Below are 25,761 nucleotides of genomic sequence, written 5' to 3'. Positions count from 1 at the left end.
CGACCTCTGCGCTACGACCTCGCCGCGCCGCAGCATACGCCGAACCCCCGACATTCCCGCCAGCCGATTACCGCCGCAGGTGGGCGATGGCGAGAGCACGTTCCCGGTCGGCGTCACGGGCGATCCGGTCGAGGTACTGCGCCATGCTGTCGTCGTCCGGGAACGAGGTCCGCAGGCTCGCCCCGGCGTCGGCCAGGGCGATGATGTAACGCGCCGGCCAGCGCTGATCCACCGCCTCGAACAGCGGGGTACGGTTCAGCCGGTCACGCGCCCCGATGTCCAGCCCGGCGGCGAGCAGCCGCGGCAGCAGACCGGGATCGCCCAGGTCGTGCAGCATGTGGATCAGGGTGCGCCCGCGGCTGTCCCGGAACAACGGGTTCAGTCCGGCGTCGAGCATCCGCTCCACGCCCCGGGCCCCGCCGTGCTCCAGCCGCCGGGTGAGGTCACGGTGGTGCCGCCGGAGCTGTTTCGGCAACCGGCCGCCACCGGTGTTCCACGCCTGCTCGGCCTGGAAACAGCCGCTCAGCGCACCACCGAAGGCGGCCATGCTGTGCTCGCGCCGCCGTTGTTCGTCGCTGTGCCCGGGCAGCTCGACACGGCCCGCGCGGACCTCGACCCAGTGCCACACGCCGCCACAGCGGACCCGGACCCGTTCGCCGGGGAAAGAGCCGGCCGGTTCGGCGTACGACGATCCGCGCGGTGTGCCCGGGAACAGGACCGCACGGACCAACGGGTGCACGTCGGCGGCGTCGAGGTGCCCGCCGCGGACCAGTTCCAGGTCGACGGGCGGCCGCAGCAGGCCGGGGTGCAGCATCAGCACGCCCCGGTCCTGGTGGTCCCGGTTCCGGTGAACGGTGATCCGCGGCCGGCCGGAGGTCGCGGTCAGGCACACCCGGGTCGTCCCCCACTCGGCCAGCGGCCAGTCGGCGATCCCGAACCGGAGGGCGACCCGGCGCAGATCGGCCGCCGTCCGCCGGGGATCGAGGTCCCGGAGATAGTGGTCGGCGTACCACGGATTCGACGTGACCTCCCAGCCCGCCGCGGCCCAGTGGCCGAGGCCCCGACCCGGCGGCACGGCCTCCGCGGCGGCACGCAGACCGGCGTACTCGCGGGCGTCCCACAGGTGGTCCGGCACCGGGAACGCCGGGCCGGGCGGCAGGTCCCGCAGCCGGACCTGTTCGAGGGTGAGGCGATCGGCCCGGGACGTGCTCGCCAGCAGCACCGTGGTGTCGGCGGTGACCGACGCGGGGGTCAGTACGAACCGCTGCCGGAACCCCAGCCCGGTGGTTCCGCCGGGCGGCCGGGGCAGGTGCCAGCGCAGCAGGTCGGGGGCGAACCCGGCGAGCAGATCCGCGACCGGTCCCGGATCGTCGAACAGCACCTCGACCGCGGCGGCCTCGCAGGCCGCCCGCCAGTCGCCGCGGTCCCGGGCCGCGGTGCTCTCGGCGATCATCCAGCCGGGCACCGTGTACCGCCGGATCCGCTGCCATTCCCGGACGCTGCGCCCACCGAGAAACACGACCCGTTCCCTCCCCCCGGGTTCGGGCGGCGAGGCCGGCCGGAATCGAACCGGCGTCCTTCCCGATCAGCCCGGGCGCGTCGACCTCTGCGCTACGACCTCGCCGCGCCGCAGCATACGGGAGTGGATCAGGCGTTCCGGAGGTAGGCGATCGCCCGCTTGAGGTCCCGGTCGCCCCACCGTTCGGCGTCGACGAGGAATCGGGGCGCCGGTTCGTCGAGACGTGCCCCGGCGTCGACCAGGGCGATGATGAACCGGGACGGCCACTGCCGGTGGATCGTGGTTCAGCTGCTGGAACAGGTCACGCCGATAGAACCGCAGGCCCTTGGGCACCCGGCCGTCGCCGCCCTCCCAGGCCTGCCGCGCCCGGAGACAGCCGGCCGCGGGATCCGGCGCGGCCCCGGTGTGATCGAGGAGTTCAAGGCGCCCGCCGCGGACGGCCACCAGGTGCCACCCGCCACCGCACCGGACCCGGATCCGCTCCTCGGCCAGCAGCCCGGCCGGATCCGCGAAAACCGGCTCGGCCGGAGCAGCGGGCAACAACGCCGCCCGGAGCCCGGGCAGCCACCCGAAGTGCCCGGCGATCCGGCGCAGCCTGTCGATCGCCCGGGCCTCCGCGCACGCGGCGACCATCCACTGCGGCACCGGGAACCGGTGGATGTCCGTCCCGTCGCTCCGGTTCACCGCGTCCCCCGTGTTCAGGTGGCGAGGCCGACCGGAATCGAACCGGCGTCCTATCAGGTGATAGCTGATCGCGACGACCTCTGCGCTACGACCCCGCCGCGCCGCAGCATACGCGAGTGGATCAGGCCCGCTCGCGCAGATAGGCGACCGCCGGCTCGAACTCGGGGTCCACCTCGTCGCGGTACTCCAGGACGTCGTCGAGATAGTCCAGCACCGACATGCCGTCCTGATTGGGCGTGCGCGGGTCGGCGCCCGCCTCCACCAGGGCGATGATCAACTCAGCGGGTGCCTGGAACACCACGGCCAGATAGAGCGGGGTGCTGTCCTCGAGGTCACGGGCGTTCACGTCCGCGCCGGCGGCAAGAAGCAAGGGCAGCAGGACCTGATGGTCGTACGATCGGAGCCGGTGCACCAGGGTCCGGCCGCGACTGTCGCGCAGGTTCGGGTCCATGCCCGCTTCGAGCAGCTCCCGCACCACCCGGGTGCCGCCGTGCAGCATTCGCTGCCACAGGTCCTCACGATGGGCCCGCAGCTTCTTCGGCAGCCGTCCCGCCGTACCGGACCAGGTCTGTTCGGCGGCGAAACAACCGGTGACCGCTCCGCCGAACGCCCGCATCGCCCGCTCGCGCTGCCGTTCGGCCTCGGTGTGCCCGGGCAGGGTCAGGCGCCCCTGCTGTACGCCGATCTCGTGCCATGCGCCGTGGCAGCGCACCCGGGCCGGGGTGGCCGGCGGAACCGGTCGCGCGGGAGCCGCCGGGACGCCGGGGAACAGCGCCGCGCGTACCAGCGGATGCAGGTCTCCGGCAGTCAGGCGACCGTTACGGATCAGGTCGAGGTCGACCGGGTACCGGGTCAGATCGGTGTGCAGCCGGGGCAGCAACCGGACCGGGTTGGTCAGGTCGGCCCGGTCGAGGATGTGCCAGTCGGCCCGCGGTGTGCCGCCGTCGACGGTCAAGTGGATGTACCAGTAGTAGTCGATCCACAGGGTCCACTCGCCGGTGCCGAACCGGTCGGCCAGCAGGCGGGCGTCGTGGGCGACCCGCAACGGATCGACGTTGTGGATGTTCCAGCCGTTGTCGTACGGCGGCAGCTGTTCCCCGAAGTCCTTGCCGGTCTCGAATCCGGCGGCGGCGAACCGGGCGGCCAGGGTCGTCTCCGCGCGGACCGACTCGGCCCGGGCCGGTGCGTCGTCGCCGGCGCCCAGCATGCCGTCGGGCAGCGGCGAGCCGTCGGGGGCGAAGCCGGGCAGCCGCTCGGCGGTTCCGCCGACCGCGGTGCGCAGCTCCCCCGCGTGCCGGGCGTCCCACAGGTAGGCGGGCAGCAGCAGCTCCTTGGACAGCTGGTAGCTGTCGTCGCCGGGCACGTCACCCCAGCGGGCGGCCTGCAGGGTGAGCCGCTGCGAGCCGATCAGGGAACGCGGCGACTCGACGACCAGCACCGTGGAGTCCGGCCCGATCACGCCGTCGTGCGGGACCAGCACGTACCGCCGGCTGGTGACCAGCGTGGTGTAGCCGCCGAGCGCCCGCGGGAGGTGCCAGCGCAGCAGGTCCGGGGCGAACCCGGCCAGTTCGTCCGCGACCGGAGTGGGATCGTCGATCAGCACGTCGACCTCGGCCGCCTCGCACGCGGCCCGCCAGTCGCCGCGTTCGCGGGCCTCGGTGCACTCGGCGATCATCCGGTCCGGCACCGCGTACCGCCGGATCCGCTGCCATTCGGCAAGGGCCAGCTGGTCCTGCCCACTCATCGATAGATACTCACGATCGCGTTGATGTCCTCATGCGGTGGGGTGGTGGTGCGGGGTGCCCGGCGGCGCATCTTCCGGGGAACGCCGCCGTTGATGCCCAGGTATTCCAGGTCGGCGCCGGCGGTGAGCAGCAGTTTCGCGCCGCGGCCGGTGATCTCGGTGAACCGGACGTCGAGCCGTTTCAGGGAACCGCCCGGCAGGGCCGCCGCGAGGATCGCCGCGCCCGTGTCGCCGACCACGTTGGGGCGCCCGCCGAGCGCACGTTCCGACGGCGGGCGGGACAGGTCGAGGGCCTGCCAGGCGTGCAGGTTCGCGGCGAGCGCCGTCATGTCGGTGATGCCGTTGCCGCCGAGGCCGAGGGTCATCGGGTAGCCGGCCAGGTTCGCCGCCAGCCCGGCGGCGCCCTCGTCACCGAGCCGGTTGACGCCGAGGAACAACTCCCGCACTCCGCCGGCGGTGACCAGGCGGGTCAGGACTCCGACGGCGGCCGGGCCCAGGCCGTTGCCGCCGAGGAACAGCCGCTCCAGAACCGGCGGGCGGGCGGCCAGCACGTCGGCCAGCGCCTCCAGACCGGAAACGGTCAGCCCGGTGTTGACCAGGTCGAGCGTACGCAATGTGGTGTTGTGGTGCAGGGCCCCGGCGAGGCGCCGCACCCCCTCGTCACCGACCGGGTTGCGCTTGAGCCACAGGGCCCGGATCTCGGTGTCACCGGCCAGCCGCTCGGCCAGGGCCCCGGCGCCGTCCGCGCCGATCCGGTTGCAGCCGAGGTAGACGGTACGCACGCCGTGCCCGGGAGTCAGCGCTCCGGCCACCGCGCGCGCCCCGTCGCTGCCCAGCCCGTTGGTGCCGAGCAGCAGGTGGGCGACGTGCGGGGAACCGGCGGCGGCCCGCACGATGGTGGCCGTCAGGTCCGGGCCGACACCCTGTTTACACAGGTCGACCCGGCCGTCCGGGCGGACCAGGCCGCGGGCGAACTCCTCCGGCGCGGTGACCGGCTCCGGCGCGGCGAGCCGTCCGAGGATGCCGTCGAAGTCACCCGGGGCGGCCAGGCCCATCGCGTCCGGGTCGCTGATCGCGGGGCAGCGCACGACGACCTCGTCAGCCATCGTCGCCACCCCCGGTCACGTCAGGGGCGAAGCCGACCGGATTCGAACCGGCGTCCTCCTGCTCGATGCCAAGGCGCGACGACCTCTGCGCTACAGCTTCGCCGCGCCGGAGCATACGTCATGCGGTGGTCAGCCGCGCCGCCACTTCTGGTTGGCCCCGCCGAGGCACTCCCACAGGACCAGTTTCGCGCCGTCGTTGGCGTTCCACGCGCCGATGTCGAGGCACTTGTTCGCCTGGGGATTGACCAGGTCACCGGCCCCGCTGAGCACCCACTGCTGGGCCGCGTTGCCGGAACAGTTGGCGATCTGGATGGCCGCGCCGTTGTCGACCGAGCCCCACGCCACGTCCAGGCACTTGTTGTTGCCGGTCTTCAGCGTGCCGCCGGTGGCCTCCCACTTCTGGGCGGCGGAGCCGTTGCAGGTCCACATCTGCACCTGGACACCGTCGGAGAAATCGCCGTTCGGCACGTCCAGGCACTTGTTGTTCAGGCTGCTGATCAGGGCGTTGCCGGTGGCCGGCGGAGGCGTGGTGCCACCACCGGTGAACGGCGAGATGATCACCGCGGCGGAGCGGGGGTCCGGGCTGTGCACGAGCGATTCGAAACCGCCGACATCGTCGTACGCGAATCCGTACGCCTTCTTGTCCGCCATGTTCTCGTGAATGATCCGCGAGTAGTGGTTGGCGCCGCTGTTGCGGTAGAACTGGGCCGCGTCGAGCACCGGCTCCTGCGTCGAGGTGCCGAGAGTTCCGCGGTTCAACGCCGTACACAGGGTGCGCTTGATCTCGGGTTCGATGAACGGCGGGACATTGGCGGCGTTGAACACGCCGTCGCATCCCCACACGTTCGCACCGGTCGGCTTGGCCACCGTCGCGACCTGCGCGCCGGACGCGTCGGTGAAGACCATGTTGTTGCCACTGGTGCGGCCGAAGAACTTGCGGTTCGGCTCGTTCACCCGCGGGACCACGGTCAGCGTGCGGCTGGTGTAGGCATTCCAGGCCGACGTGATGTAGGAGTCCAGGTAATTGGCGTTCATCAGTCCCGCGCCGAGCGCTTTCCCGGGAGCGAGAACCCGCAGCACCGTACCGTCCGACCGGGTGTAGATCGACCGGGAGAAATCACCGTTGGCACGGATCTGGTTGATGATGTTCTCGCGGCCGTTGGCGACCGGGTCGCCGGTGCGGATGGTGCGGCCGTCGGCGCCGGTGACCGCCACCGCGTGCGGCATGGCGAGCATGTCGACCTGGGAGCTGTTCAGCCACAGCCCCTCGTTGTTGTAGGTGAACTCCGACCAGTCGAACAGGGTGTCGCGGTTGGGGTCACCGGCGGCCCACGGCGCGGGCTGCACCAGGCCGTCCGGGGTGAGCCGGAAGTCGATCTTCTTGCCCAGCGAGAAGTACAGCCGGGCCGAGATGAACCGTGGGAACCGGACGGTGACGCTGCCACCGTTGCCCGGACCGGCGATCGCGACGTCCGGGGCCGGGGTGGGCGGCAGTCCACCGGCGGGCCAGTCGAAGTACTGACCGGCTCCGTTGACGTACCCCAGCCGCCCGGTGTTGATGTTCTTGGCGAGGATGTAGAGGTAGGTGGCCTCGGACCGGCCGGAGTTGTTGGTGACCGTGACCGGCAGCAGGTCCGGGCCGACTGCCGAGGCGGGCGTCGCGGGGATGGACAGCACTGCGGGGAGCGCGAGGAGTAGCGCCAGGACGGCGCGTTTGAGATGCACGGGGACCCCCTAGGGTGAGAGCGCTCTCACAGCATCACCGCGAATATTCAACAATGTCAACATTTCCGATTAACTTTGTTTCAAGTAAGTCGCCTGGCGCCGGGCCGCGGTGGACTTCAGCGCACCCGGTGCTCGAGCCACGTCTCCGGGGTCACCGTGACGGAGAAGGCGGGGCCCGGGGTCTCCGGGCGCCAGCCCGCCGCCCGGGCCTGCTTGACCGCCGCCGTGACCAGGGCGGACGCCGACGGTGGTGGGGTTCCGGGGGCGGGGACGCTGGCCAGCAGGACCGTGCCGCGGCGGTCGGCGCGTTCCACGGCGAAGGCGAGCGGGCCCTGCAGGGCGGGGCGGCGGCGGATGCGCCAGCGGTACGGCACCCCATCGACGGTGATCAGCCTGGGTCGCTTCATCGGCCTCGTCATGACGTCTGTCCATGCCCGGGTGCGGCGCGGATGAACCAGGCGTGATTCGGGACTCACGAGGTTGCCCGGCCGAACGGAACCGATAGCCTAGGACTGAATCCGGATTCAGAGCTTGGGGGGCGACCGGATGGCATATCGGGCAACCGCGTTGACCAGGAAGAACGCGGAGGACAAGCGGGATGCTTTCCTTCGTGCGGCCCGGGGCCTGGTGGCCGCGGACGGCTTTCGGGCGGCCACCGTCGCCGCCATCGCCGGGCGCTGTCAGGCCAGCGTCGGGTCGGTCTATTCCTATTTCGACAGTCGTGACCGCCTGCTCGCCGAGGTGTTCCGCAGCGCCGCGAGCCACGAGGTCGACCTGGTCCGGCAGGCCGTCGCCGGCTCCGGGCGGGATGCCCGGCAGCGGCTCGGCGAGCTGATCCGGATCTTCAGCGGCCGGGCGCTGCACGGCCGCCGGATGGCCTGGGCGCTGCTGTTCGAGCCGGTCAGCCCGGTGGTCGAGGCCGAGCGCCTGGTCTACCGCCGCTGCTACACCGATCTCGGCGAGCAGATCATCACCGACGGGCTGGCCGGCCGGATCTTCATCGCCCCGGACCCGCGGCTGGCCTCCAGCGCGGTGATGGGCGCGATCTCCGAGGCGCTCGTCGGTTTCATCCGGCCGGACAGTCCGGAGCCGTCGCCCGCAGAGCAGGAAAGCGTCATCGAGGGGATCCGGTCGTTCTGCTTCCGGGCGCTCGGCACCCAGCCCGTACCCGGAGGAATCTCGTGAGCACTTCGTCCACCCTGGCCACCGCGCAGCGGTTCCTGGCCGACCAGTCGGTGACCCGGATGTTCGGCACCCGGCTGATCTCTTTCGGTCCGCAGAGTGTCGTCGTCGAGCTCGACATCCGGCCCGGGATCACCAACCGGCACGGGGCGGTGCACGACGGGATAGTGGCCTACGCCGCCGACACCGCGCTCGCGTTCGCCGGCGGGGCGGCCCTCGGGCGGGAGGTGGTCACCTCCGGGCTGACCATCGACTACATCGCCCCGGCGGTCGGTGACACGCTGCGGGCGCACGGCATGGTCGTCAGCGTCACCGGCGACCGCGCGGCCTGCCGGTGCGAGCTGCACGCGGTCACCGCCGACGGCGCCGAGACCCTGGTCGCGGTCGCGCAAGGAAGCCTCACGGCGCCGGTCCCGTCCGTGCCGATTCCGGCCGCACCGCTTCCGGCCGGGCCGGAGGAACTGCCGCCGGCCCAGCAGGAGAAAGAGCAAAAGGCGACAAGAGCCGCGGCCGTACGGTTGGGCAGGATCGGCACCCCGACGATCCAGCAGGTCCTCACCGACCGCCGCCGCACCGGTGACAACGACGACGGCGCCACCGTCGCCCTGGTCATCGAGGGTGGCGGCATGCGCGGCATCATCTCCGCCTCGATGGCCGCGGTGATCGAGCGCGAGGGCATCCTGGACAGCGTCGACATGATCGTCGGCACGTCGGCCGGTGCCGTCAACGCGGCCGCCCTGGCGGTGGGCGCGGCGGGCGCGATGGCCGAGTCGTACGCCGAAGTCTTCGCCTCGCCGGAATTCATCGACGTGCGCCGGATCGCCCGCGGCCGCCCGGTGATCGACGGTTCCCGCATCGTGGAGCACGTCGACCACCTGCTGAACATCGGCTCCGCCGCGGGCACCGACTGGGCCGGCCGCCTGGCCATGGTCGCCACCGACGTGGAGACCGGCCGCGCCGAGGCCCTGACCGATTTCGCCGACCGCGACGACCTGATCAGCTGCCTGCACGCGTCCGGGCTGCTGCCGCTGCTGGCCGGGGATCCGGTCCAGTGGCGCGGCCGGCGCTGGCTGGACGGCGGCATCGTCGAGGCGGTGCCGGTGGTGACCGCCGCCGCCCGGGGCGCCACCCACGCGATCGTCCTGGCCACCCGGCCGCCGGGCACCCAGCCCGCCTACGGCGCCGCCGACGTGGTGGTGGAACGCTACCTGCGCCGGATGAACCCCGAGCTGGCCGCGGCGTACCGGGGCCGTCCGCACCGCTACCGGGAGACGTTGCAGCAGGTCCGCGACGGCTGGTCGAACGGGATGAGCACCCTGGCGCTGACCCCGCGGCTGCAGGATCCGCTGCCCGGCCGCCTGGACCGCGACCAGATCTCGCTGCGCGCCGCCCGGGAGGGCGCCGAGGCGTCCGCCCGCGACAGCCTGGGTTTCCTGCTGTAACCGCTCGTTCCCGCCCAGCCTGCACCGTCCCTCGCCGAAAGGACCCCCGATGACCCACGAGGTGTTCAATCAGGCTCCGCCGCGGGCCGGGATCAACGAGTTCCTGATCAACCCGGCGCTGACCGGGGCGGTGGACCGCTACGACGCCTCGTGGGCCGTCGAGGAGTTGACCGAAATCGGTCAGCTGGTCGGGCGGGCGGACTTCCAGCGAGACGCCGAGCTGGCCAACGCCCAGCCGCCGGTGTTCGCGAGTCACGACCGGTGGGGCAACCGGGTGGACGCGGTCGACTTCCACCCCGGCTACCACCGGGTGATCGGCGCGGCGATCGCGCACGGCGCGCACACCGGCTGCTGGGCCGGCCCCCGGCCCGGCGCGCACGTGGCCCGGGCCGCGACGTTCATGCTGTTCGCGCAGGTCGAAGCCGGTCACGCCTGCCCGGTGAGCATGACCCACGCGGTGGTGCCGTCGCTGCGATTCACCCCCGAGCTGGCCGGGCAGTGGCTGCCGAAGGTCTACTCCCGTGACTACGACCCGGAGCTGCGAGATCCGTCGGTCAAGACGTCGGCGATCTTCGGCATGGCGATGACCGAGAAACAGGGCGGATCGGACGTACGCGCCAACACCACCCGGGCCGTCGACGCCCACGACGGGACATGGCGGCTGACCGGGCACAAGTGGTTCTGCTCGGCCCCGCAGTCCGACGCGTTCCTGGTGCTCGCGCAGACCCCCGGCGGGCTGTCCTGTTTCCTGGTGCCGCGGATGCTGCCCGGCGGCGACCGCAACGTGTTCCGGATCCAGCGGCTCAAGGACAAACTCGGCAACAAGTCGAACGCGTCCGCCGAGATCGAACTCGACGGTACGACCGGCTGGCTGCTCGGCGAGCCGGGCCGCGGCGTACGCACGATCATCGAGATGGTGGCGCAGACCCGTCTGGACTGTGTGCTGGGCAGCGCGGCCGGGATGCGCCAGTCGGTCGCCGAGGCGGCCTGGCACGTGCGGCACCGCAGCGCCTTCGGGTCGGTGCTGATCGACCAGCCGGCGATGACCGCGGTGCTCGCCGACCTGCAGCTGGAGGCCGAGGCCGCCACCTGGACGGCGATGCGCCTGGCCGCTGCCTACGACCGGGACGACGCCGAATCGGTGGCGTTCCGGCGGCTGGCCACGGCGGTCGGGAAGTACTGGGTGTGCAAGCGGGGGCCGCATCATGCGTACGAAGCGCTGGAATGTCTCGGTGGCAACGGCTACACCGAGAGTTTCCCGCTGGCCCGGAGATATCGCGAACAACCGGTGATGGCCGTGTGGGAGGGCTCCGGCAACGTGATCGCCCTGGACGTGCTGCGGGCGATGTCCCGCGAACCGGACTCGGTGGCAGCGTTCGACCGGGAGATCGCGTCCGCGCTCGGCGTGCACCGCGACTTCGACACGCACGTGGCCGCGACCCGGAAACTGGTGGCGCGGGCGACACCCGCGCAGGCCCGGCGGGTGGTGGAGTCCCTGGCTCTGGCGTTGCAGGCGGCCGTCCTGATCCGGGAGGCGCCGCACGCCGTCGCGGACGCGTTCGTGGCCGCCCGGCTCGGCCCCGATCGCACCCTGGAATACGGCACCCTCGATGCCGGCCTGCCACTGGCCGCGATCGCCGCCCGCGCCTGAAACCCCCGACCCCCGATCGTGTCGGCCGGTTGATTCCTGCGGACCGTGGCACGTGCCGAAATGCTCCCGATGGTGTGACGACGGCGGATGCGGTCCCGATGCCCGTGTGAGACTGGTTCGCGCCCCGTTCACCGATGCCGGGAGTCCCGATGCACGAGCTGGCGATTGCCGAGAACATCGTCGGAACGGCCTGCTCACGAGCCGCAGGCCGTCCCGTCCGCCGGGTGACGGTCCGGATCGGAGCCCTGACCGCGGTGGTACCCGACGACATGCGTTTCTGCTTCGACGTGGCCGCCATGGGCACCGCCGCACACGGCGCCGCCCTGGACCTGGACCTGTGCCCGGCGATCGTCTTCTGCCGCTCCTGCCAGGCCGACAAACACCTCCCGGACCGCATCCCGTTGTGCCCGTGCGGCAGCGCCGACGTAACCGTGACCACCGGCCGCGAACTACACGTGGTCTCGGTGGAAACCGCCTGACGAGCGGTCTCCGGGGCCGGTCAGCCCGCGCGGCCGAGGCGGGTGAAGGACAGGGCGAACACTGTGGACGTGACCCAGCCGAGGACGGTGCACAGGTTGAGCAGGATCTCGAGCAGGAGGCCGCCGCGTTCGGTGACCGGGTACCAGGTGGAGCGCTGGTGCAGGTCGATCAGCGGGACCACTGTGTCGACCGCGTAGAAGAACGGGCTCAGGCAGCGGACCCGGCCGTTGCCGCAGTCGCCGGGTGGGTCGTGTTCGCCCGGCAACGGCTGGGCGCCGGACGTGGTGAAGACCAGGGCGTTCTGGTCGGTGGCCCGCATCTGGGCCTGGACGTCCGGCAGACTCAGCGCCACCGTCACCGTCGCTATCAGCGTCATCAGCAGGTAGACCGCGCGTTGGGGGCGGAACCCGTACCGGACCGTGACGTCCTGCAGCAGGTCCAGGACGCGCATCGGGGCGGGGCGCAGTCGCCGGGCGCGGCGGCGTTTGGCCACCAGGACGTCGTCGGCGCCGTCGTTGTCGCCGGCGGCGCGCAGCACCACCGCCAACTGTTCCCAGGCTCGCGGCTCGTACTGCCCCATCCGGGCCAGCCAGGCGATCCGGGTTCCGGGGTCGGTGATCGGGTCGCTGTGCCGGTTCACCGACTCGAACCGGTCGTAGACGAAACCGCCGGCGAAGGATCCGGCCGGCCAGTCCCGGTCCGGGCGGTCGGCCAGGTAGGAGGTGGTGGTGCCGGTGAAGTCGACGGTTCCGGCGGTGACGTGCCAGCCCAGGTCGACGCCACCGCGGATCTCGGCGGAGATCGCCTCGAACACCGCGGCGTTCCCGTCGTGACTGGTCAGGGTGGCTCCGTCAGCTCGCAGCCGCCCGCCGATCACCGCCCGGTGCAGCCCCACCTGGCCCACCGACCGGAACCGGCCGCACATCCGGACGTTGCCGGTCACGTGTGCCATGTGCAAGCTGATCGTCTTGTCGCCCGGGTTGGTGAGGTAGGCGTCCTCGGCGTCGAACACCCCGGTGATCGACGCGCCCCGGAAGTCGAGCCTGCCACCGATCGCGGCCAGTCCGCGCAGGTGCACGTCGCCGGTGGTGGTGAGGTTGACCGCGGACAGGCAGCGCCGCCCGGCCGGCCGGAGCAGGGTGGTGTCCCGCAGGAAGACCGGGCCGCCGACGCTGGCGTTGTCCAGCCGGACGGTGCCTTCGAAAGACACCTCCGACGCGTCGATGCCGCCGCCGAGGGTGGCCTGGGTCAGGTCGAGCGCGGTGTCGTGCGGGTTCCACACCGCCCCGGCCAGCTTGACACCACCGTCCAGCCGGGCGCCGGGCAGCAGGATCCCGCCGCGCGCCACGGTGTCGCCTTCGATCCGCAACGTGCCGTGCACGGTGAGCCGGGGCGCCATCAGCAGGATCCGGTCCACGGTCGAGGCGACGTTGTAGAAGTGCACGCCGTCCCCGGCCGGTGGCGCGGTCAGATCCGCGTCCCGGACGAACAGCTCACCCCGGATCGTGGCGTGACCCATCTCGATCCGGCCGCGCACCCGGCACCGGCGGCCGGTTCCCGGGGACTGCAGCAGGTAGACGCTGCCGCCGATGTCGGCCTCGGACAGGTCCAGGGCCCGCCCGTCGGCCGGGGCGAACTCGGCGCCGATCACGTCGAGCGCGCCGTCCAGGTGCATCGCCAGGAAGCGGACCTCGCCGGTGGCGCGGAAGCCGTCGAGCAGCCGGACGTTCCCGCCGACCCGGATCCGGTCGGCCTGCAGGGCACGCCCGGCGGAGGGCAGGATCCGGGTGTCGCGGGCGATCAGGCTGCCGCCGATGTGGGCTTCGGTGAGCCACACGTTCGCCGGGGCCGGGACGTCGCCGGTGATCCGCGTTCCGGACAGGTCGAGGTCGCGGGTGATCCGGGTTCCGGCGGCGAGCAAGCCCGGCAGGACGCTGCCGGTGATGCCGAGTTCGTGCAGGACCGCGCCGCTCACGTCGACCGGGTCGGTGAAGACGCACGACGGGAAATGCAGCGCCACCGGGACCTCGCCGGCCCGCAGGTCGAGCGGTCCGGTGATCAGCGCGCGGGCGACGACCAGCCCGAACGGGTCGGCCTCCCCGAGGGCGAGACAGGCGGCCCGCAGTTCACCGGCGTCGACCGTGGCGCCACCGCAGTCCAGCACCCGGCGGGCACGTGACGCCGCGAGCAGCTGACGGGTGAAGTCCTCATCGGACCGCAGGGCAATCACGGGTCCACCCTAGCCATCGATGCCCCGCTGTAATAGAAATGGTTACTATGGCGGCCAACAGCAGGGTGACGATCGCGGCGCACGCGCTGGCGTGGATGGAGCTGGCCCGGCGCCGCGGCCGGGCGCAACTGACGTCGGAGGAGGTGGCGGCCAGCGTCAACACCAACCCGGTGATCGTGCGCCGCAGCCTCGGCGATCTGCGCCGGGCCGGGCTGGTCAGCACCCGCCGCGGCACCGGGGCCGGCTTCGCGCTGGCCCGCCCGGCGTCCGAGATCACCCTGCTGGACGTGTGGACGGCCGTGGCGGCCGAGCCACTGATCGCGCTGCACCACACCGAACCCAACCTGGAGTGCCCGGTGGGTGCGGGGATCCGGCCGGTCCTGGCCGAGGTCTACGACGAGGCGACGGCGGCGTTCCGGGCGAAACTGGCCGGGCAATCGATCGCCGACGTTCTGGAGAGGATTCTGCAATGATCGTGGAATTGCGGCGCTACACGTTGCGTCCCGGTCGGCGGGACGAGCTGATCGAACTGTTCGACCGGGAGTTCGTCGAGTCCCAGGAAGCGCTCGGCATGACCGTTCTCGGACAGTTCCGTGACCTGGATCAGCCGGACCGGTTCGTCTGGTTGCGCGGGTTCCCCGACATGGACGTACGGCGAAAAGGCCTGGAAGATTTTTATGGTGGCCCGGTGTGGAAGGAACACGGACCGGCCGCCAACGCCACGATGATCGACTCCGACGACGTCTTTCTGCTGCGGGCTCTCGTCCCCCCGCCGCAAAGCCCGAGAGACACGATCAAGGGCAATTTTTTGTACGCCACCATATGGCTGTCGAACCACCCGTTCACCATCGGGGAAGCATCCGAGCCATTGGCGTCCTTCGAGACCGAACACGCCGTCAACGACTTCCCCGCCCTGCCGGTCCGCGAGGGCGAACACGCGATCGTCCGGTTCACCCGGGAACCGGAGACGGCCATCGCCCCGGACGGTGTCCGGGTCGAGCGGATGCGCCTGGCCCCGACGGACCGGTCGGCGTTACGCGGGTGACAGGCTGCCGAGGTAACGGCGCAGGTGCCGCGCGCCCGCCCCGAGGTCACCGGCCGGCACCGAGCTGACCACCTCGTTGCGGTGCCGGGCCCGGGTGATCGCCACGTTGAGCCGCCGCCGGTCACCGGCCCGGTCAGCCGGTCCCGGGTCGGTGCCGATGACCACGACGACGACGTCCCACTCCAGGCCCTGGGCGTCGTCGACGCAGAGCACCGGGATCCCGGCGGCCTCCTCGATCGCCTGGGCCTGCGCCGCGGAGAAGGTGATCACGCCGAGGGTCTGGCCGGGCCGGGTGGCCCGGTGGTGGCCGATGCGCTCGACGGCCCCGGCGGTGGCGTCGGCGGCCGGGAACAGCTCCACCCCGGTCCCGTCCGCGCCGGCGTGCACCGGGATCAGCCGGTTCTCGTAGAACGAACTGTTGGCGAAGGCGATCAGGTCGGCCTGCCGGGACCGGTAGTGCCGGTGCAGGGCGAGCATCCGGAACGCCGCCGAGTCGGCCATCAGGTCCAGGATCGACACCGGGTCGGCGGTGTCCGGCGGCAGCTGTTCCCGGTCGCCGATGACGATCACCGACGTGCCGTGCTGGATCGCGACGGCCGCGGCGCCCGGACTGATCTGACCGGCCTCGTCGAAGATCACCACGTCGAAGGTCAGCCCGGCCGGCAGATGCCGCCCGAGGTCGGCGGGGGTGGTCAGGAAACAGGGCTTGAGCGCCTGGACGTGGTTGCGGGCGTGCTCCAGCAGTTGGCGTACCGGCAGATGATCCCGGTCCTTCGCGGCCTCCCGCCGGATGACCGCGGCCTCGATCAGGTTGTCGCGGGGGCGCAGCGCGGCGCGGGCGGCGATGATCTGCCCGGCCGCGCCGGAGCGCCCACGACCGGCCGGTTCGTCCTGGTGCTGGGCGAGCCAGGTGGCCAGCACGGCGCGTTCGGCGACCCGGGGCACCTGGGCGGCGGGCACCCGCCCGGCGATGCAGAAGTCGACGACCGGGTCCAGGGCGAGGGCGGCGCGGGCGGCCCGGTAGGCGAACCACTCCTCCTGCCCGGTGGTGTCCGCCCGCAGCCCGGCGATCAGCGCGCCCGCCCCGGCGTAGTCGTCGAGTTCGGCACGCATGTCGGCCTGCCGGCCCGGGTCGAAGGCGGCGAGCAGTTCGATGCGGGCGTCGTCCCACTGCCGGACCAGCTGCGCGAACTGCGGGGTGGGCACGACCTTCTGCAGCGCCTCGGCCTGTGCCGGGGTGAGCGGTTCGTCGAAGCCGTTGAGGCAGGCCCGCATCAGCAGCGCCCAGTCCAGGGCGGCGCTGACCGTGGTGATGGCGGTGTGTTCACCCCGGTAGAGCGGGCCGAGGACGGTGACGTACTCGGTGGCCCGGGACTGCAGCCGTTCGTAGGCGGCGTCGATCGAGCCGCGCGCGTCGACCAGGTGGTAGGCCTCGTCGACGGTCAGGTCCCGGTTGGTGGCCTCGCTGGCGATGGTGGCCGCCGCGGCGGCGGTGCGCAGCGGCGCCTGGTGGGCGCGCAGCCAGGCGGCGACCGCGAGGATCGGGTGCCGGACCAGGTCGGGCCGGGCCGCCGGGTTGGGTTCGGGTGCCAGCCGGGCCCGCCACTCGCGAATCTTGGTGCGGGTGCGGGCGGCGACGGCGAGGGCGACGTCGTCCGGCCCGGCGTCGCGGGCGATGTGGTTGGCCAGGGTGCTCAGGTCCGGGGTGCGGGCCCGCTGGATGGCCATCGAGGCGACCGCGAGGGCCCGGTTGATCCGGTCGAAGTCGGTGGTCCGGCCGTAGTAGTAGGCGCCGAGCGCGGGCGCGTGCCGGGATTCCGCGGCGGCCAGCCCGGCGGCGGCCCGGCTCCAGGCCAGGGCCAGGTGCAGGTTCTCCCGGGCGGTCTCCGGATCGACATCGGCGTGTGTGACGTCGGCGAGCGCCCGCCGGTCGGCCCGGTAGGCGGGGCTGAACCGTTTGAGACCGCGGTCGTCGGCCAGGCGCTGGGCCAGGCCCTCCACGTCGGCGCCGAGCAGGGCCGGGGTGAAGTACAGCTCGGCGGCCCCTTCGGCGTCCTTGAGCGCGGTGATCGCGGCGAACAGGGTCTGCATGGCCCGGCCGGCGGCGGTGTGCCCGTCGATCGACAGCCAGGCGCGTTCCGGTCGTTCCGGGGCGTGGGCCAGGTCGATGACGGCAAGCGTGGAGTCGGCGTCGGCGAACGACGCGACCGGCGGCAGGCCCATCATCACGGCCAGGCCGTTGAGGGACCGGGCGGCGGCCTCCAGCATCTCGGCGTCCTGCTCGAAGTAGACCGCCAGGGAGGCGGCCTGGTGCGAGGTCAGCGAGCCGATCCGGATCGGGGCGACCGGCAGCGAGTCCAGGGCGGCGGTGTCGACCACCGGGACCACGTCGGTGGTCGGCAGCCCGGCCCACGGCGCCGACGCGGCCCGCCCGGCGTGTTCCTGCATGCCGGCGAGTTCGCGCAGGTCGGCGGCGAGCCGGTCGACGGTGGCGCGGACCTCGTCGAGTCCGGCGCCGGTGGTCAGCCAGTGGTCGGGCACGTGGTCCGGGCGTTCGGCGGCCTGGGCCAGCAGCCGGGCCAGGTCGGGCACCTGCCGCAGCCGCCCGACGTCGAAGGCGCTGGTCAGCCGGGTGTGCGGGATGGCCACGCCGGACAGGGCGTCGAGGGCGGACGCGGCCGCGTAGAGGCGGGCGTCCAGCGGGCCGCGGTGGATGACACCGCGCCAGGTGAACGAGCGGCCCTCGGCGGCCGGCCGCCAGTTGCGGGCCAGTGCCGCGGTGCCGGCGCGCAGCGCGTCGAGCCCGGCCCGGGTCAGCCCGGCGGTGTCCAGGCCGTCGGCCGGTGCGGCGGGCACCTCCCCCAGCGCGGTGATCATGGCGGTGACCTGCCGCGGCGACAGGCCGAGCGGCTGGCGTGGCAGGTCGTCGGCGCCGGTGTCGCCGGGTGCGTCCGGGACGGTCTCCAGGGCCCGGCCGAGCGCGGCGGCGACCCGCTGCCCGGTGGCGTGCCCGGAGTGCAGTTCCAGCAGGTACGCGCCGAGCCCGGCGTCGGTCAGCCGCTGCCGGGCGGTGTCCAGGGCGACGGTCTTGCCGGAGACGAGCAGGATCCGTTTCCCGGCGTGCAGCAGCGCGCCGATCATGGTGGCGGTGGTCTGTGACTTGCCGGTGCCGGGCGGGCCGTCCAGGGCGAACGACCGGCCGGCCAGGGCGGCGGCGACGGCGGCCCGCTGGTCGGCGTCGGTCTCCAGCAGCAGCGGCGTGCCGGCGGGCAGCGGCTCGTCGGTGAACAGGAAGCCGGGGCTGCCGGTGGCCAGGGCGCGGACCACCGGGTGCGCGGCGATCCGGGCCTCGCCGTCGCGCAGGTGCCGGCCGATGCTGCGGTCGCCGACCGGGAACCGGGCCAGCACCACCTGGTCCACCGAGCCGGCGGTGGCGAGCAGCTGCGGGTAGGCCGCGTCCGGCAGGTCCAGCGCCGGGTTGACCACCGGGACGCCGTCGGCGCGGCGCACCGCGGGCTGCTCCCCCGGCACGATCTCGACCGGCACCAGCAGCAGCGGGCTGGTGTGCCGGGTGCCGTCCGCGCCGTTCCAGGTCCGGAACCCCAGAGCCAGGAAGAGATCGTCGCCGGTACGCCGCCGCAGGTCCCCCAGGGTCGCGGTGAGGTCGTCGCGGGACAGGTCGGTGGACATCGCCTCGGCGTCGAACCCGGGATCGCCCGCGGGCTGCAGCCGCAGGGCACGACCGGAGTCGAGCGCGGCCAGCACGTCGACTCCGTGCGGGCGCAGGATCCGGACCGTCCCCCGGGCGCCGAGTGTGAAGTCGAGCAGGGGGTCGATACCGGCGATTCTGATCAGGCTGTCGTGCCAGTTACGGACGAGTGCCTGCGGCGAGGGTGCGGGGGTGGGGTCAGCGTTCATGGCGATCTACTCGAACGTTATTGGCTGCGCTGAGTGTCGCACTCCATCGTCCGGGTGATCTTGAGAACGTACGGATGAGCCGGTCAGGCCCGGTAGGCGAGCACCAGTTGCAGCTCGAACCGAATACGCGGGTCGTCCAGGTCGTCCCCGAGCAACTCCCGGAGGCGGTTCAGGCGATAACTGACCGTCTGGGGGTGCACGAACAGTTCACCCGATACCGCCGTACGGGAGCCCCAATGCCGTAACCAGCTGGAAAGGGTGACCAGAAGGGCCTCCCGCTGGCTGTCCCGCAGCCCCGCCAGGGGCGCCAGGCGCCGGGCGGTCAGCACGGCCAGCGCACCCGGCTCACCACGCAGCGCCAGTGTCGCAAAATGATCATCCACGAAGACCGGCTCCGGGCCGGGCGCGACCAGCTCGGCGGTCCGCTCGGTGAGACTGACCGCCTGCGGGACCTCGGTCCAGGTCAGCGCCGGGCCGACCACCGCGCCCCGGTCGTGCAGGGCCTCGGTCAGCGCGGCACGCTCCGCACGGGGGCCGGCCCGCAGCAGCAGCACCGCGTCCCTGCCGCGTTCGGCGACCACCCCGTCCGCGCCGAACCGGAACCGGGCGTCGCGGGCCTGGTCGGCCGGGAGCAGCACCGGCACGATCAGGTCCAGCGCCGGCCAGCCGATCCCGGTGGCGGCGTCGCGCACCACGTCCGGCGAACTGCCGCCGCGCAGCAGCAGATCGGCCACCTGGCGCCGCCGCCGGTCGCCCTCACCGGCTTGTTCGCGCAGCTGGCGGGCCAGGCCGTCGGTGCAGGCGGCGGCCAGTTCGTCGATGAACGCGTTGGTGGCGTCGGACAGTTCGACGACCTCGGCGACGCTGACCGTGCGCTGTTCGTCCAGGGCGCCGGTGGCGGTGCGCAGCAGCAGGCGCCCGGCGATCCGCAGCGACGCGAGCAGGGTCTCCGGGCCGCGGTTCTCCCGGGCCTCGGCGGCGCCCAGGGCCACGAACACCTCCCGGATCCGCGGGGGCAGGGCCGGTTCGCCGGTGCCGGGGAGATCCAGGAACCGGTCCAGAGCCACCTGCACCGCCGTACGGACGTCGCGCTCGAATTTCTCCCCGGCCCCGTCGGAGAACGCGCTGATCGCCGTCGCGATGTCCCGGACCGCGTCGGGCAGGCGTGGGCGCATCGCGGCGGCGAGGTCCGCCGGGACGTAGAACCACGGCGGCTTTATCACGCGGTGATAAGTCACGGCCTGATTCTTGCTGATTCGCGGACGATGCTTCGTCCCCGGGTCGGGGAGACGATGGTGGCGGTAAGGGCCCCTCGCTCACGGACGGATCCGCCTGATGAAATACCGCCTCTCCCGCCAGCACGTCGTCGACATGTGCCGGACGATGCTCGACCGCGGCTATCTGAAGGCGACCGAGGGCAACGTCTCGGTCCGGATCCCCGGCCACGAGCTCTACGCGGTGACGCCGAGCAACTACGACTACGACAAGATGCGGGTCGAGGACATCTGCATCGTCGACTTCGACGGCAAGCACGTGCCCGATCCCGGCGGCGCGGGTGGCCTGGTCCCGTCGATCGAGTGCGGCATGCACGCCAACGTCTACCGCGAGCGCCCCGACGTGAACGCGATCGTGCACACCCACCAGCCGTTCGCCTCGGCCCTGGCGTTCCTGCGCAAGCCGATCCCGGCGCTGACCGACGAGCAGGTCCGGTTCCTGGGCAAGCAGGTCGCGATCATCGACTACGCGCCGTCCGGCACCGGCTTCCTGGCGAAGAACGTGCAGAAGAAGGTCGCGAGCGGCGACAACGCGTTCATCATCGCCAACCACGGCGTGGTGGCGCTGGGCACCGACCCGGACCGCGCGGTGTTCAACATGGCCCTGCTGGAGAAGGTGTCGATCGCCTATCTGATGGCGCTGACGTCCGAGGCCGGCAAGGTCTACACGATTCCGGACACGATCCGGGAGATCGCGTTCAGCAAGCTGCGCAAGGACGAGAAGCGGATCGCCGCGCAGATCACCGAGGCTGTTCCTCCGGTCCGCGTGCCCGAGGACGAGGAGCTGGTTTCCTCGAGCGCGGTCGAAACGCCCGCGGAGACTGCTTCCAGTGTCGATCTGGGCTATGCGATCACCGAGTACCTCGACGTCGACGACACCATGCGCCGGCTGAAGGCCCTGGTCTCCCAGCCGCTGCGCGGGCTGCGGCACGACGCGCTGCTGGACACGCTGAACTACTTCGACACCAAGTGCACGGCGTCCAAGGAGATCACCGACCGGGCGAAGAAGTTCATCCCCGGTGGCGTGCAGCACAACCTGGCCTTCAACTACCCGTTCCCGCTGGCGATCGACAAGGCCGAGGGCGCCTACCTGACCGACCGGGACGGCAACGTCTACATCGACTTCCTGCAGGCCGGCGGGCCGACGATCCTGGGCAGCAACTACGCCCCGGTCAACGAGCGGGTCGCCGAGGTGATCAAGGAGTCCGGGCCGGTCACCGGCCTGTTCCACGAATATGAACTGAAGCTTGCCGAGATCATCAACAAGTACATGCCGCACATCGAGATGTACCGGTCGCTGGGCTCCGGCACCGAGGCCGTGATGGCGGCGGTCCGGGCGGCGCGGGCGCACACCGGCAAGAAGATGGTGATCAAGCTCGGCGGGGCGTACCACGGCTGGTCCGACACCGTCGTCTACGGCCTGCGGGTGCCCGGTTCGTTCCGGATGAACGCCAAGGGCATCCCGTTCGGCGCCACCGGCCGCACCCGCGAGGCGTTCCCGCACGACCTGGGCGCCCTCAAGCGCAAGCTGATCGAGAACCGGACCCGGGGCGGCACCGCCGCGATCATCGTCGAGCCGCTCGGCCCGGAGTCCGGCACCCGCCCGGTGCCGAAGGACTTCAACGCCGCCGTCCGCAAGCTGTGCGACGAGTTCGGCTCGATGCTGATCTTCGACGAGGTGGTGACCGGGTTCCGCACCGGCCTGGGCGGCGCGGCCGGCTACTTCGGGGTCACCCCCGACCTGACGGTCTTCGGCAAGGCGGTCTCCGGCGGCTACCCGATGGCCGGTGGGGTCGGCGGCAAGGCCGGGGTGATGTCGGTGTTCGGCTCCGGCCTGGACGGCAAGAGCGGCGCGCACATCCAGGTCGGCGGCACCCTGTCGGCCAACCCGCTGTCCTGCGCGGCCGGTTACTTCGCGATCCAGGAGATGGCCCGCACCAACGCGCCGGTGATCGCCGGCAAGGCCGGTGACCGGCTCACCCGCGGCCTGCAGAAACTGATCGACAAGTACGGGCTGCCCTACGTGGCGTACAACCAGGGTTCGATCGTGCACCTGGAGTCCAGCGGCGTCATGCTGCTGGACATGCGCAACCCGATCAAGCTGCTCAAGGAGAACAAGGGCCGCAAGCAGCTGATGGAGCAGATGGGCGCCGCGTACGCCGCGCACGGCATCATCACCTTGGCCGGCTCGCGGATGTACACGTCGATGGCCGACACCGACGAGGTCATCGACGACGCGCTGTCCCGCTTCGACCAGGTCTTCGCGCAGGTCGAGGGAGTCTGACGTTGGCCATCGCCCCGCAGGTCCTGGCGATCGACCTCGGCACGTCCGGGATGAAGGCCGCACTGGTCGCGGCCGACGGCACTGTCACCGGCTGGGCCGAGCGCCCGGTGCCGCTGATCGTCATTCCCGGCGGCGGGGCCGAACAGGACCCGGTCGCCTGGTGGGACGCCCTGGCCGAGGTGGTCGCCGACCTCGGCCGGGCGTTCCCCGACCACCTGCGGGCGGTGACGACGATCTGCTCGTCCACCCAGGGCGAGGGCACCATCGCGGTGGACGCGGCCGGTGAGCCGCTGACCCGGTGCATCAGCTGGCTCGACATGCGCGGGGCCGGTCACCTGCGGCGGCAGTTCGGCGGGTTCCCGGCGTACAACGGGCTGTCGGTCGTCAAGATCGCAAACTGGTTGCGCCTGACGGGCGGAATGCCCTCGGTGACCGGAAAAGACCCGGCTGCGCACATGCTGTTCGTCCGGGACGAGATGCCGGACGTTTACGAAAAGACCAAAACCTTCCTCAACGTCCTCGACTGGATCAATCTGAAGCTGACCGGCCGCACGGTGGCGACCGTCGATTCGATCCTGACCTCGTGGGTGACGGACAACCGGAAGGCCCCCTCCATCCGGTACTCCCCCGCTTTGGTCTCCGCCAGCGGGATCGACGCCGACAAGTTCCCGCCGATCGTGGCCTGCACCGAGGTGATCGGCGCATTGGCCCCCCATGCCGCCGATCACCTCGGTCTGCCCCGCGACATCCAGGTGGCGGCCGGGGCCATCGACAACACCGCGGCCGCCATCGGCGCCGGCACGATCAAGGACAACGAGACCCACCTCTACCTGGGTACGTCGTCGTGGATCGCCGCACACGTGCCGCGCAAGAAGACCGACGTCGTCACCGGGATCGCGTCCATCCCGTGCGCGATCCCGGACCGCTACCTGATGACCGCGCTGCAGGCCACCGCGGGCGCCAACCTGACCTGGCTGCGCGACAAGATCGTCGAGTTCGACGACCCGATCGTCAGCGCCGGCCACGTGACCCGCGACGAGGGCACCATCTTCGACGCCTTCGACAAGATCATCCCCACGGTCCCGGCCGGTGCCAACGGCGTCATCTACACCCCGTGGCTCTACGGCGAACGCGCTCCCGTGGACGACCCGCACCTGCGGGCGGCGTTCCTGAACATCTCCTTGGACACCAACCGCTCGGACCTGCTGAGGGCGGTGTTCGAGGGGGTGGCACTGAACACCCGCTGGCTGGCCAAGGCGGTGGACAAGTTCCTGGGTAGTCCCGTGTCCTCGATGGTGATCACCGGAGGCGCGGCCCGCTCGGATTCCTGGTGCCAGATCTTCGCTGACGTCCTGGGCGTGGAGATCCGCCGCGACGCCGCCCCCGTGACGGTGAACGCCCGGGGCGCGGGCTGGATCGGAGCGGTGGGCGCCGGCATGATCGCGTTCGCCGACATCCCGGCCCTGACCCGCAACGACCACGTCTTCACGCCGGGCCCCGACCAAGACCGTTACCTGGAGATCTACGACATCTATCAGGACCTGCACCAACGTCTGGCCCCGGTCTACCGCCGCCTGAACCGCCAGACCTGATCCGGCTCGGGGCACCCGGCCGCCACCGGGCGCCCCGAGCCCCAATCGGCTCCACCGGCCGCCCATCGGCTGACCCGGCACCTCGGCGGCCATCCCCTACTCGCTGACCCCGCTGACCCCGCACCGCACCTCGGCGACCATCCCCTACTCGCTGACCCCGTTGATCCCGCACCGCACCTCGGCGGCCTTCCCCCGGGCGCCGCCCGGCTCGCGTTCCTCCGGCCTGGATGACAACGGATCTGCCGGGATGGGCTGCCGGGACGCGGGGCACCCGGCCGGCCCGGCCGGGTGTCATCCCGGCAGCACGGTCAGGCGGTTCCGGCCGGAGCGTTTGCTCTGGTAGAGCAACTCGTCGGCCAGGTCGACCAACTCGTCGGGAGTTCCCGCCTGGGTGGGCACGGTGGCCAGGCCCAGCGAAACGGTCACCGTGATCACGTCGGTGGGGCCGATGACCACGCCGTGACGCATGATCTCCAGGCGGAGCCGTTCGGCGGTGCGGGCGGCGTCGCCGGAGCCGGTGCGGGGCAGCAGGACCGCGAACTCCTCGCCGCCGTAGCGGGCCACCACGTCACCGGCGCGGACCGAGGCACGCAACCGGCTCGCGACCTCGGCCAGGACGCGGTCGCCGGCGGTGTGGCCGTACGAGTCGTTGACCCGCTTGAAGTGGTCGACGTCCAGCAGGATCATGGTCAGCGGCTCGCCGCCGCGATGGGCGCGGGCACATTCGGCGCGCAGCACCTCGGTGAGGTAGCCACGGGTGTACAGGCCGGTCAGCGCGTCGGTGATGGCGACCCGGCGCTGCTCCCGCACCAGCCCGGCGAGCCGGGCCACCACCAGGAGGAACAGCACGGCACAGCAGCCGGCGACGACGAGCACGTGCGGTTCTCCGCCGGTCAGGTGCTGGACGACCATGGTGGCCGGGGCGAGCATGGCGGCGCCGGCGAGCAGGGCGAGACGGCCCATCGACACGCTGTGGCCGGCCGCGCCACCGCGGTCGCCCAGCAGCCGCATCGAAGGGTGCAGACCGGCGAGCCCGAGCAGCACCGCCGCGATGATCCAGGCGCTCTGCAGGCCCCACTCGTAGTCGATCTGCCCGTCCAACAGCCGGATCGTGTACCACGTGTCGGCGCCGCAGAACAGCGCCAGGTAGGCGCCGAACAACCGCAGTGCCGGTAGGTACGGCCCGCCGCCGAGCATCAGCCGCAGGCCGAGCACGATCAGCAACAGGTCGCCCGCGGGGTACGCCATCGACTCGGCAACCACCAGCGGCTCGACCGCGGTCCCGGCCATCGAATCGCGGACCGGCGCGATCACGAAAACCCAGCTCACCAGCGACACCGCGACCGCCAGAACGGTGCCGTCGATGATCGCGGGCAGGGAGCGGCCGGGTGTCCGGCTGCGGACCAGGATGACGATGCCCGCGGCAAGGGGTGGAAACCGCAGCAGGTACGGCACGTTCACCCACTGCATGTCGGGCAGCGGGCCGAACAGCAGCGGATACAGCGAGACCAGGAAGTCGCCGGCGGCGTTGAGCGCGGCGCCGGCGGCGATCAGGGCCCACGGCAGCCGGGTGGCGGGCCGATACCGGCGGATCCCGAGGCAGATCGCCAGAGCGGCCGACCCGGTGCCGGCGACGAACACCGTCGCGGTGACCACCGGCGGCGCGCCGGCCAGCGCACACCCGAGATGGATCAGAACGAGGGCCGCACCGGCGACGACCGGCCATCTCGCCCGGAAGACGGGCCGATGGTCCAGGCTGATGAGGGCCACCCGCCCATGATCGGCCCGCCGGGTTGCAGAACCGGGCATCTCCCAAGATCAACTAAAGGGGGATCCCCGCGGGCACGGCGAACCCGACCGCATAGATTGATCATGAAAAGGCCCC

Annotated in this window: 17 protein-coding genes and 3 tRNA genes; 8 read left to right on the top strand and 12 right to left on the bottom strand. The window is 71.9% G+C overall.

What is annotated here, in order from left to right; genetic code table 11:
- Positions 1 to 67: 67 nt before the first annotated feature.
- From Aco03nite_RS31900 to Aco03nite_RS31865, 8 genes are all read right to left on the bottom strand, one after another.
- Positions 68 to 1,519 carry an ankyrin repeat domain-containing protein gene (locus Aco03nite_RS31900; protein ID WP_203801490.1) on the bottom strand — a complete coding sequence of 484 codons (1,452 nt, stop codon included), beginning with the start codon at positions 1,517 to 1,519 and terminating at the stop codon, positions 68 to 70.
- A gap of 30 nt (positions 1,520 to 1,549) precedes the next feature.
- A tRNA-OTHER gene (locus Aco03nite_RS31895) sits at positions 1,550 to 1,621 on the bottom strand.
- Positions 1,622 to 2,222: 601 nt separating this feature from the next.
- A tRNA-Asp gene (locus tag Aco03nite_RS31890) sits at positions 2,223 to 2,298 on the bottom strand.
- Between the two features lie 26 nt (positions 2,299 to 2,324).
- The gene (locus tag Aco03nite_RS31885; protein ID WP_203801488.1) at positions 2,325 to 3,947 is read right to left on the bottom strand and encodes an ankyrin repeat domain-containing protein; all 1,623 of its coding nucleotides are present in this window, start codon (positions 3,945 to 3,947) and stop codon (positions 2,325 to 2,327) included.
- The gene (locus Aco03nite_RS31880; RefSeq protein ID WP_203801486.1) at positions 3,944 to 5,053 is read right to left on the bottom strand and encodes a leucine-rich repeat domain-containing protein; all 1,110 of its coding nucleotides are present in this window, start codon (positions 5,051 to 5,053) and stop codon (positions 3,944 to 3,946) included. Before Aco03nite_RS31880 ends, Aco03nite_RS31885 begins: the two co-directional genes overlap by 4 nt.
- Positions 5,054 to 5,080: 27 nt before the next feature.
- Positions 5,081 to 5,153 (bottom strand) — tRNA-OTHER (locus Aco03nite_RS31875).
- 29 nt (positions 5,154 to 5,182) lie between these two features.
- Positions 5,183 to 6,778, bottom strand: coding sequence for a beta-1,3-glucanase family protein (locus tag Aco03nite_RS31870; RefSeq protein ID WP_203801484.1), 1,596 nt, complete (start codon positions 6,776 to 6,778; stop codon positions 5,183 to 5,185).
- A gap of 116 nt (positions 6,779 to 6,894) precedes the next feature.
- Entirely contained in the window at positions 6,895 to 7,185 is a 291-nt protein-coding gene (locus Aco03nite_RS31865; RefSeq protein WP_239145610.1) for a hypothetical protein, read from the bottom strand.
- A gap of 139 nt (positions 7,186 to 7,324) precedes the next feature.
- On the opposite strand from Aco03nite_RS31865, the gene Aco03nite_RS31860 reads away from it, so the two are divergent.
- The 4 genes from Aco03nite_RS31860 (at position 7,325) to Aco03nite_RS31845 (ending at position 11,532) form a co-directional block, all read left to right on the top strand.
- A complete protein-coding gene (locus Aco03nite_RS31860) occupies positions 7,325 to 7,963 on the top strand; it encodes a TetR/AcrR family transcriptional regulator (protein ID WP_203801478.1) in 639 nt (212 codons plus the stop codon).
- The gene (locus Aco03nite_RS31855; protein ID WP_203801475.1) at positions 7,960 to 9,402 is read left to right on the top strand and encodes a patatin-like phospholipase family protein; all 1,443 of its coding nucleotides are present in this window, start codon (positions 7,960 to 7,962) and stop codon (positions 9,400 to 9,402) included. The genes Aco03nite_RS31860 and Aco03nite_RS31855 overlap by 4 nt, the downstream gene beginning before the upstream one ends.
- 49 nt (positions 9,403 to 9,451) lie before the next feature.
- Positions 9,452 to 11,053 carry an acyl-CoA dehydrogenase family protein gene (locus tag Aco03nite_RS31850; RefSeq protein WP_203801472.1) on the top strand — a complete coding sequence of 534 codons (1,602 nt, stop codon included), beginning with the start codon at positions 9,452 to 9,454 and terminating at the stop codon, positions 11,051 to 11,053.
- A gap of 149 nt (positions 11,054 to 11,202) precedes the next feature.
- Entirely contained in the window at positions 11,203 to 11,532 is a 330-nt protein-coding gene (locus Aco03nite_RS31845) for a hydrogenase maturation nickel metallochaperone HypA/HybF (protein WP_203801469.1), read from the top strand.
- Positions 11,533 to 11,552: 20 nt separating this feature from the next.
- On the opposite strand, the gene Aco03nite_RS31840 is transcribed toward Aco03nite_RS31845, so the two are convergent.
- Complete coding sequence (locus Aco03nite_RS31840) at positions 11,553 to 13,763, bottom strand: hypothetical protein (RefSeq protein ID WP_203801467.1); 2,211 nt, start codon at positions 13,761 to 13,763, stop codon at positions 11,553 to 11,555.
- A gap of 47 nt (positions 13,764 to 13,810) precedes the next feature.
- Between Aco03nite_RS31840 and Aco03nite_RS31835 the strand changes: the two genes are divergently transcribed.
- The gene (locus tag Aco03nite_RS31835) at positions 13,811 to 14,236 is read left to right on the top strand and encodes an Rrf2 family transcriptional regulator (protein ID WP_203801466.1); all 426 of its coding nucleotides are present in this window, start codon (positions 13,811 to 13,813) and stop codon (positions 14,234 to 14,236) included.
- The gene (locus Aco03nite_RS31830) at positions 14,233 to 14,808 is read left to right on the top strand and encodes an NIPSNAP family protein (RefSeq protein WP_203801465.1); all 576 of its coding nucleotides are present in this window, start codon (positions 14,233 to 14,235) and stop codon (positions 14,806 to 14,808) included. The genes Aco03nite_RS31835 and Aco03nite_RS31830 overlap by 4 nt, the downstream gene beginning before the upstream one ends.
- On the opposite strand, the gene Aco03nite_RS31825 is transcribed toward Aco03nite_RS31830, so the two are convergent.
- On the bottom strand, positions 14,797 to 18,726 hold the full coding sequence (locus Aco03nite_RS31825) for an AAA domain-containing protein (RefSeq protein WP_203801464.1): 3,930 nt from the start codon (positions 18,724 to 18,726) through the stop codon (positions 14,797 to 14,799). The two genes, Aco03nite_RS31830 and Aco03nite_RS31825, sit on opposite strands and share 12 nt — an antisense overlap.
- Positions 18,727 to 18,809: 83 nt before the next feature.
- Positions 18,810 to 19,964 (bottom strand): PucR family transcriptional regulator, encoded by a 1,155-nt coding sequence (locus Aco03nite_RS31820; RefSeq protein WP_239145609.1) that lies wholly within the window; start codon positions 19,962 to 19,964, stop codon positions 18,810 to 18,812.
- 97 nt (positions 19,965 to 20,061) lie between these two features.
- Here Aco03nite_RS31820 and Aco03nite_RS31815 point away from each other — a divergent pair, with 97 nt between their 5' ends.
- Positions 20,062 to 22,284, top strand: coding sequence for an aminotransferase class III-fold pyridoxal phosphate-dependent enzyme (locus Aco03nite_RS31815; RefSeq protein WP_203801463.1), 2,223 nt, complete (start codon positions 20,062 to 20,064; stop codon positions 22,282 to 22,284).
- A 2-nt stretch (positions 22,285 to 22,286) separates the two neighbouring features.
- Positions 22,287 to 23,876 (top strand): xylulokinase, encoded by a 1,590-nt coding sequence (locus tag Aco03nite_RS31810; RefSeq protein ID WP_203801462.1) that lies wholly within the window; start codon positions 22,287 to 22,289, stop codon positions 23,874 to 23,876.
- A 291-nt stretch (positions 23,877 to 24,167) separates the two neighbouring features.
- On the opposite strand, the gene Aco03nite_RS31805 is transcribed toward Aco03nite_RS31810, so the two are convergent.
- Positions 24,168 to 25,646: a GGDEF domain-containing protein gene (locus Aco03nite_RS31805; RefSeq protein ID WP_203801461.1), complete on the bottom strand. Its 1,479-nt coding sequence runs from the start codon at positions 25,644 to 25,646 to the stop codon at positions 24,168 to 24,170.
- Positions 25,647 to 25,761: the final 115 nt, after the last annotated feature.

Origin of the sequence: Actinoplanes couchii (assembly GCF_016862075.1) — a bacterium.
GTDB lineage: Bacteria > Actinomycetota > Actinomycetes > Mycobacteriales > Micromonosporaceae > Actinoplanes > Actinoplanes couchii.
The sequence above is the reverse complement of the archived record's forward strand: the minus strand, read 5'-3'. Positions and strand labels throughout refer to the sequence as shown.

Coding starts and splice junctions, on each gene's coding strand:
- Aco03nite_RS31885 (WP_203801488.1), bottom strand. CDS start 3,947: ATGAGTGGGCAGGACCAGCTGGCCCTTGCCGAATGGCAGCGGATCCGG.
- Aco03nite_RS31880 (WP_203801486.1), bottom strand. CDS start 5,053: ATGGCTGACGAGGTCGTCGTGCGCTGCCCCGCGATCAGCGACCCGGAC.
- Aco03nite_RS31865 (WP_239145610.1), bottom strand. CDS start 7,185: ATGAAGCGACCCAGGCTGATCACCGTCGATGGGGTGCCGTACCGCTGG.
- Aco03nite_RS31860 (WP_203801478.1), top strand. CDS start 7,325: ATGGCATATCGGGCAACCGCGTTGACCAGGAAGAACGCGGAGGACAAG.
- Aco03nite_RS31850 (WP_203801472.1), top strand. CDS start 9,452: ATGACCCACGAGGTGTTCAATCAGGCTCCGCCGCGGGCCGGGATCAAC.
- Aco03nite_RS31845 (WP_203801469.1), top strand. CDS start 11,203: ATGCACGAGCTGGCGATTGCCGAGAACATCGTCGGAACGGCCTGCTCA.
- Aco03nite_RS31835 (WP_203801466.1), top strand. CDS start 13,811: ATGGCGGCCAACAGCAGGGTGACGATCGCGGCGCACGCGCTGGCGTGG.
- Aco03nite_RS31830 (WP_203801465.1), top strand. CDS start 14,233: ATGATCGTGGAATTGCGGCGCTACACGTTGCGTCCCGGTCGGCGGGAC.
- Aco03nite_RS31825 (WP_203801464.1), bottom strand. CDS start 18,726: ATGAACGCTGACCCCACCCCCGCACCCTCGCCGCAGGCACTCGTCCGT.
- Aco03nite_RS31815 (WP_203801463.1), top strand. CDS start 20,062: ATGAAATACCGCCTCTCCCGCCAGCACGTCGTCGACATGTGCCGGACG.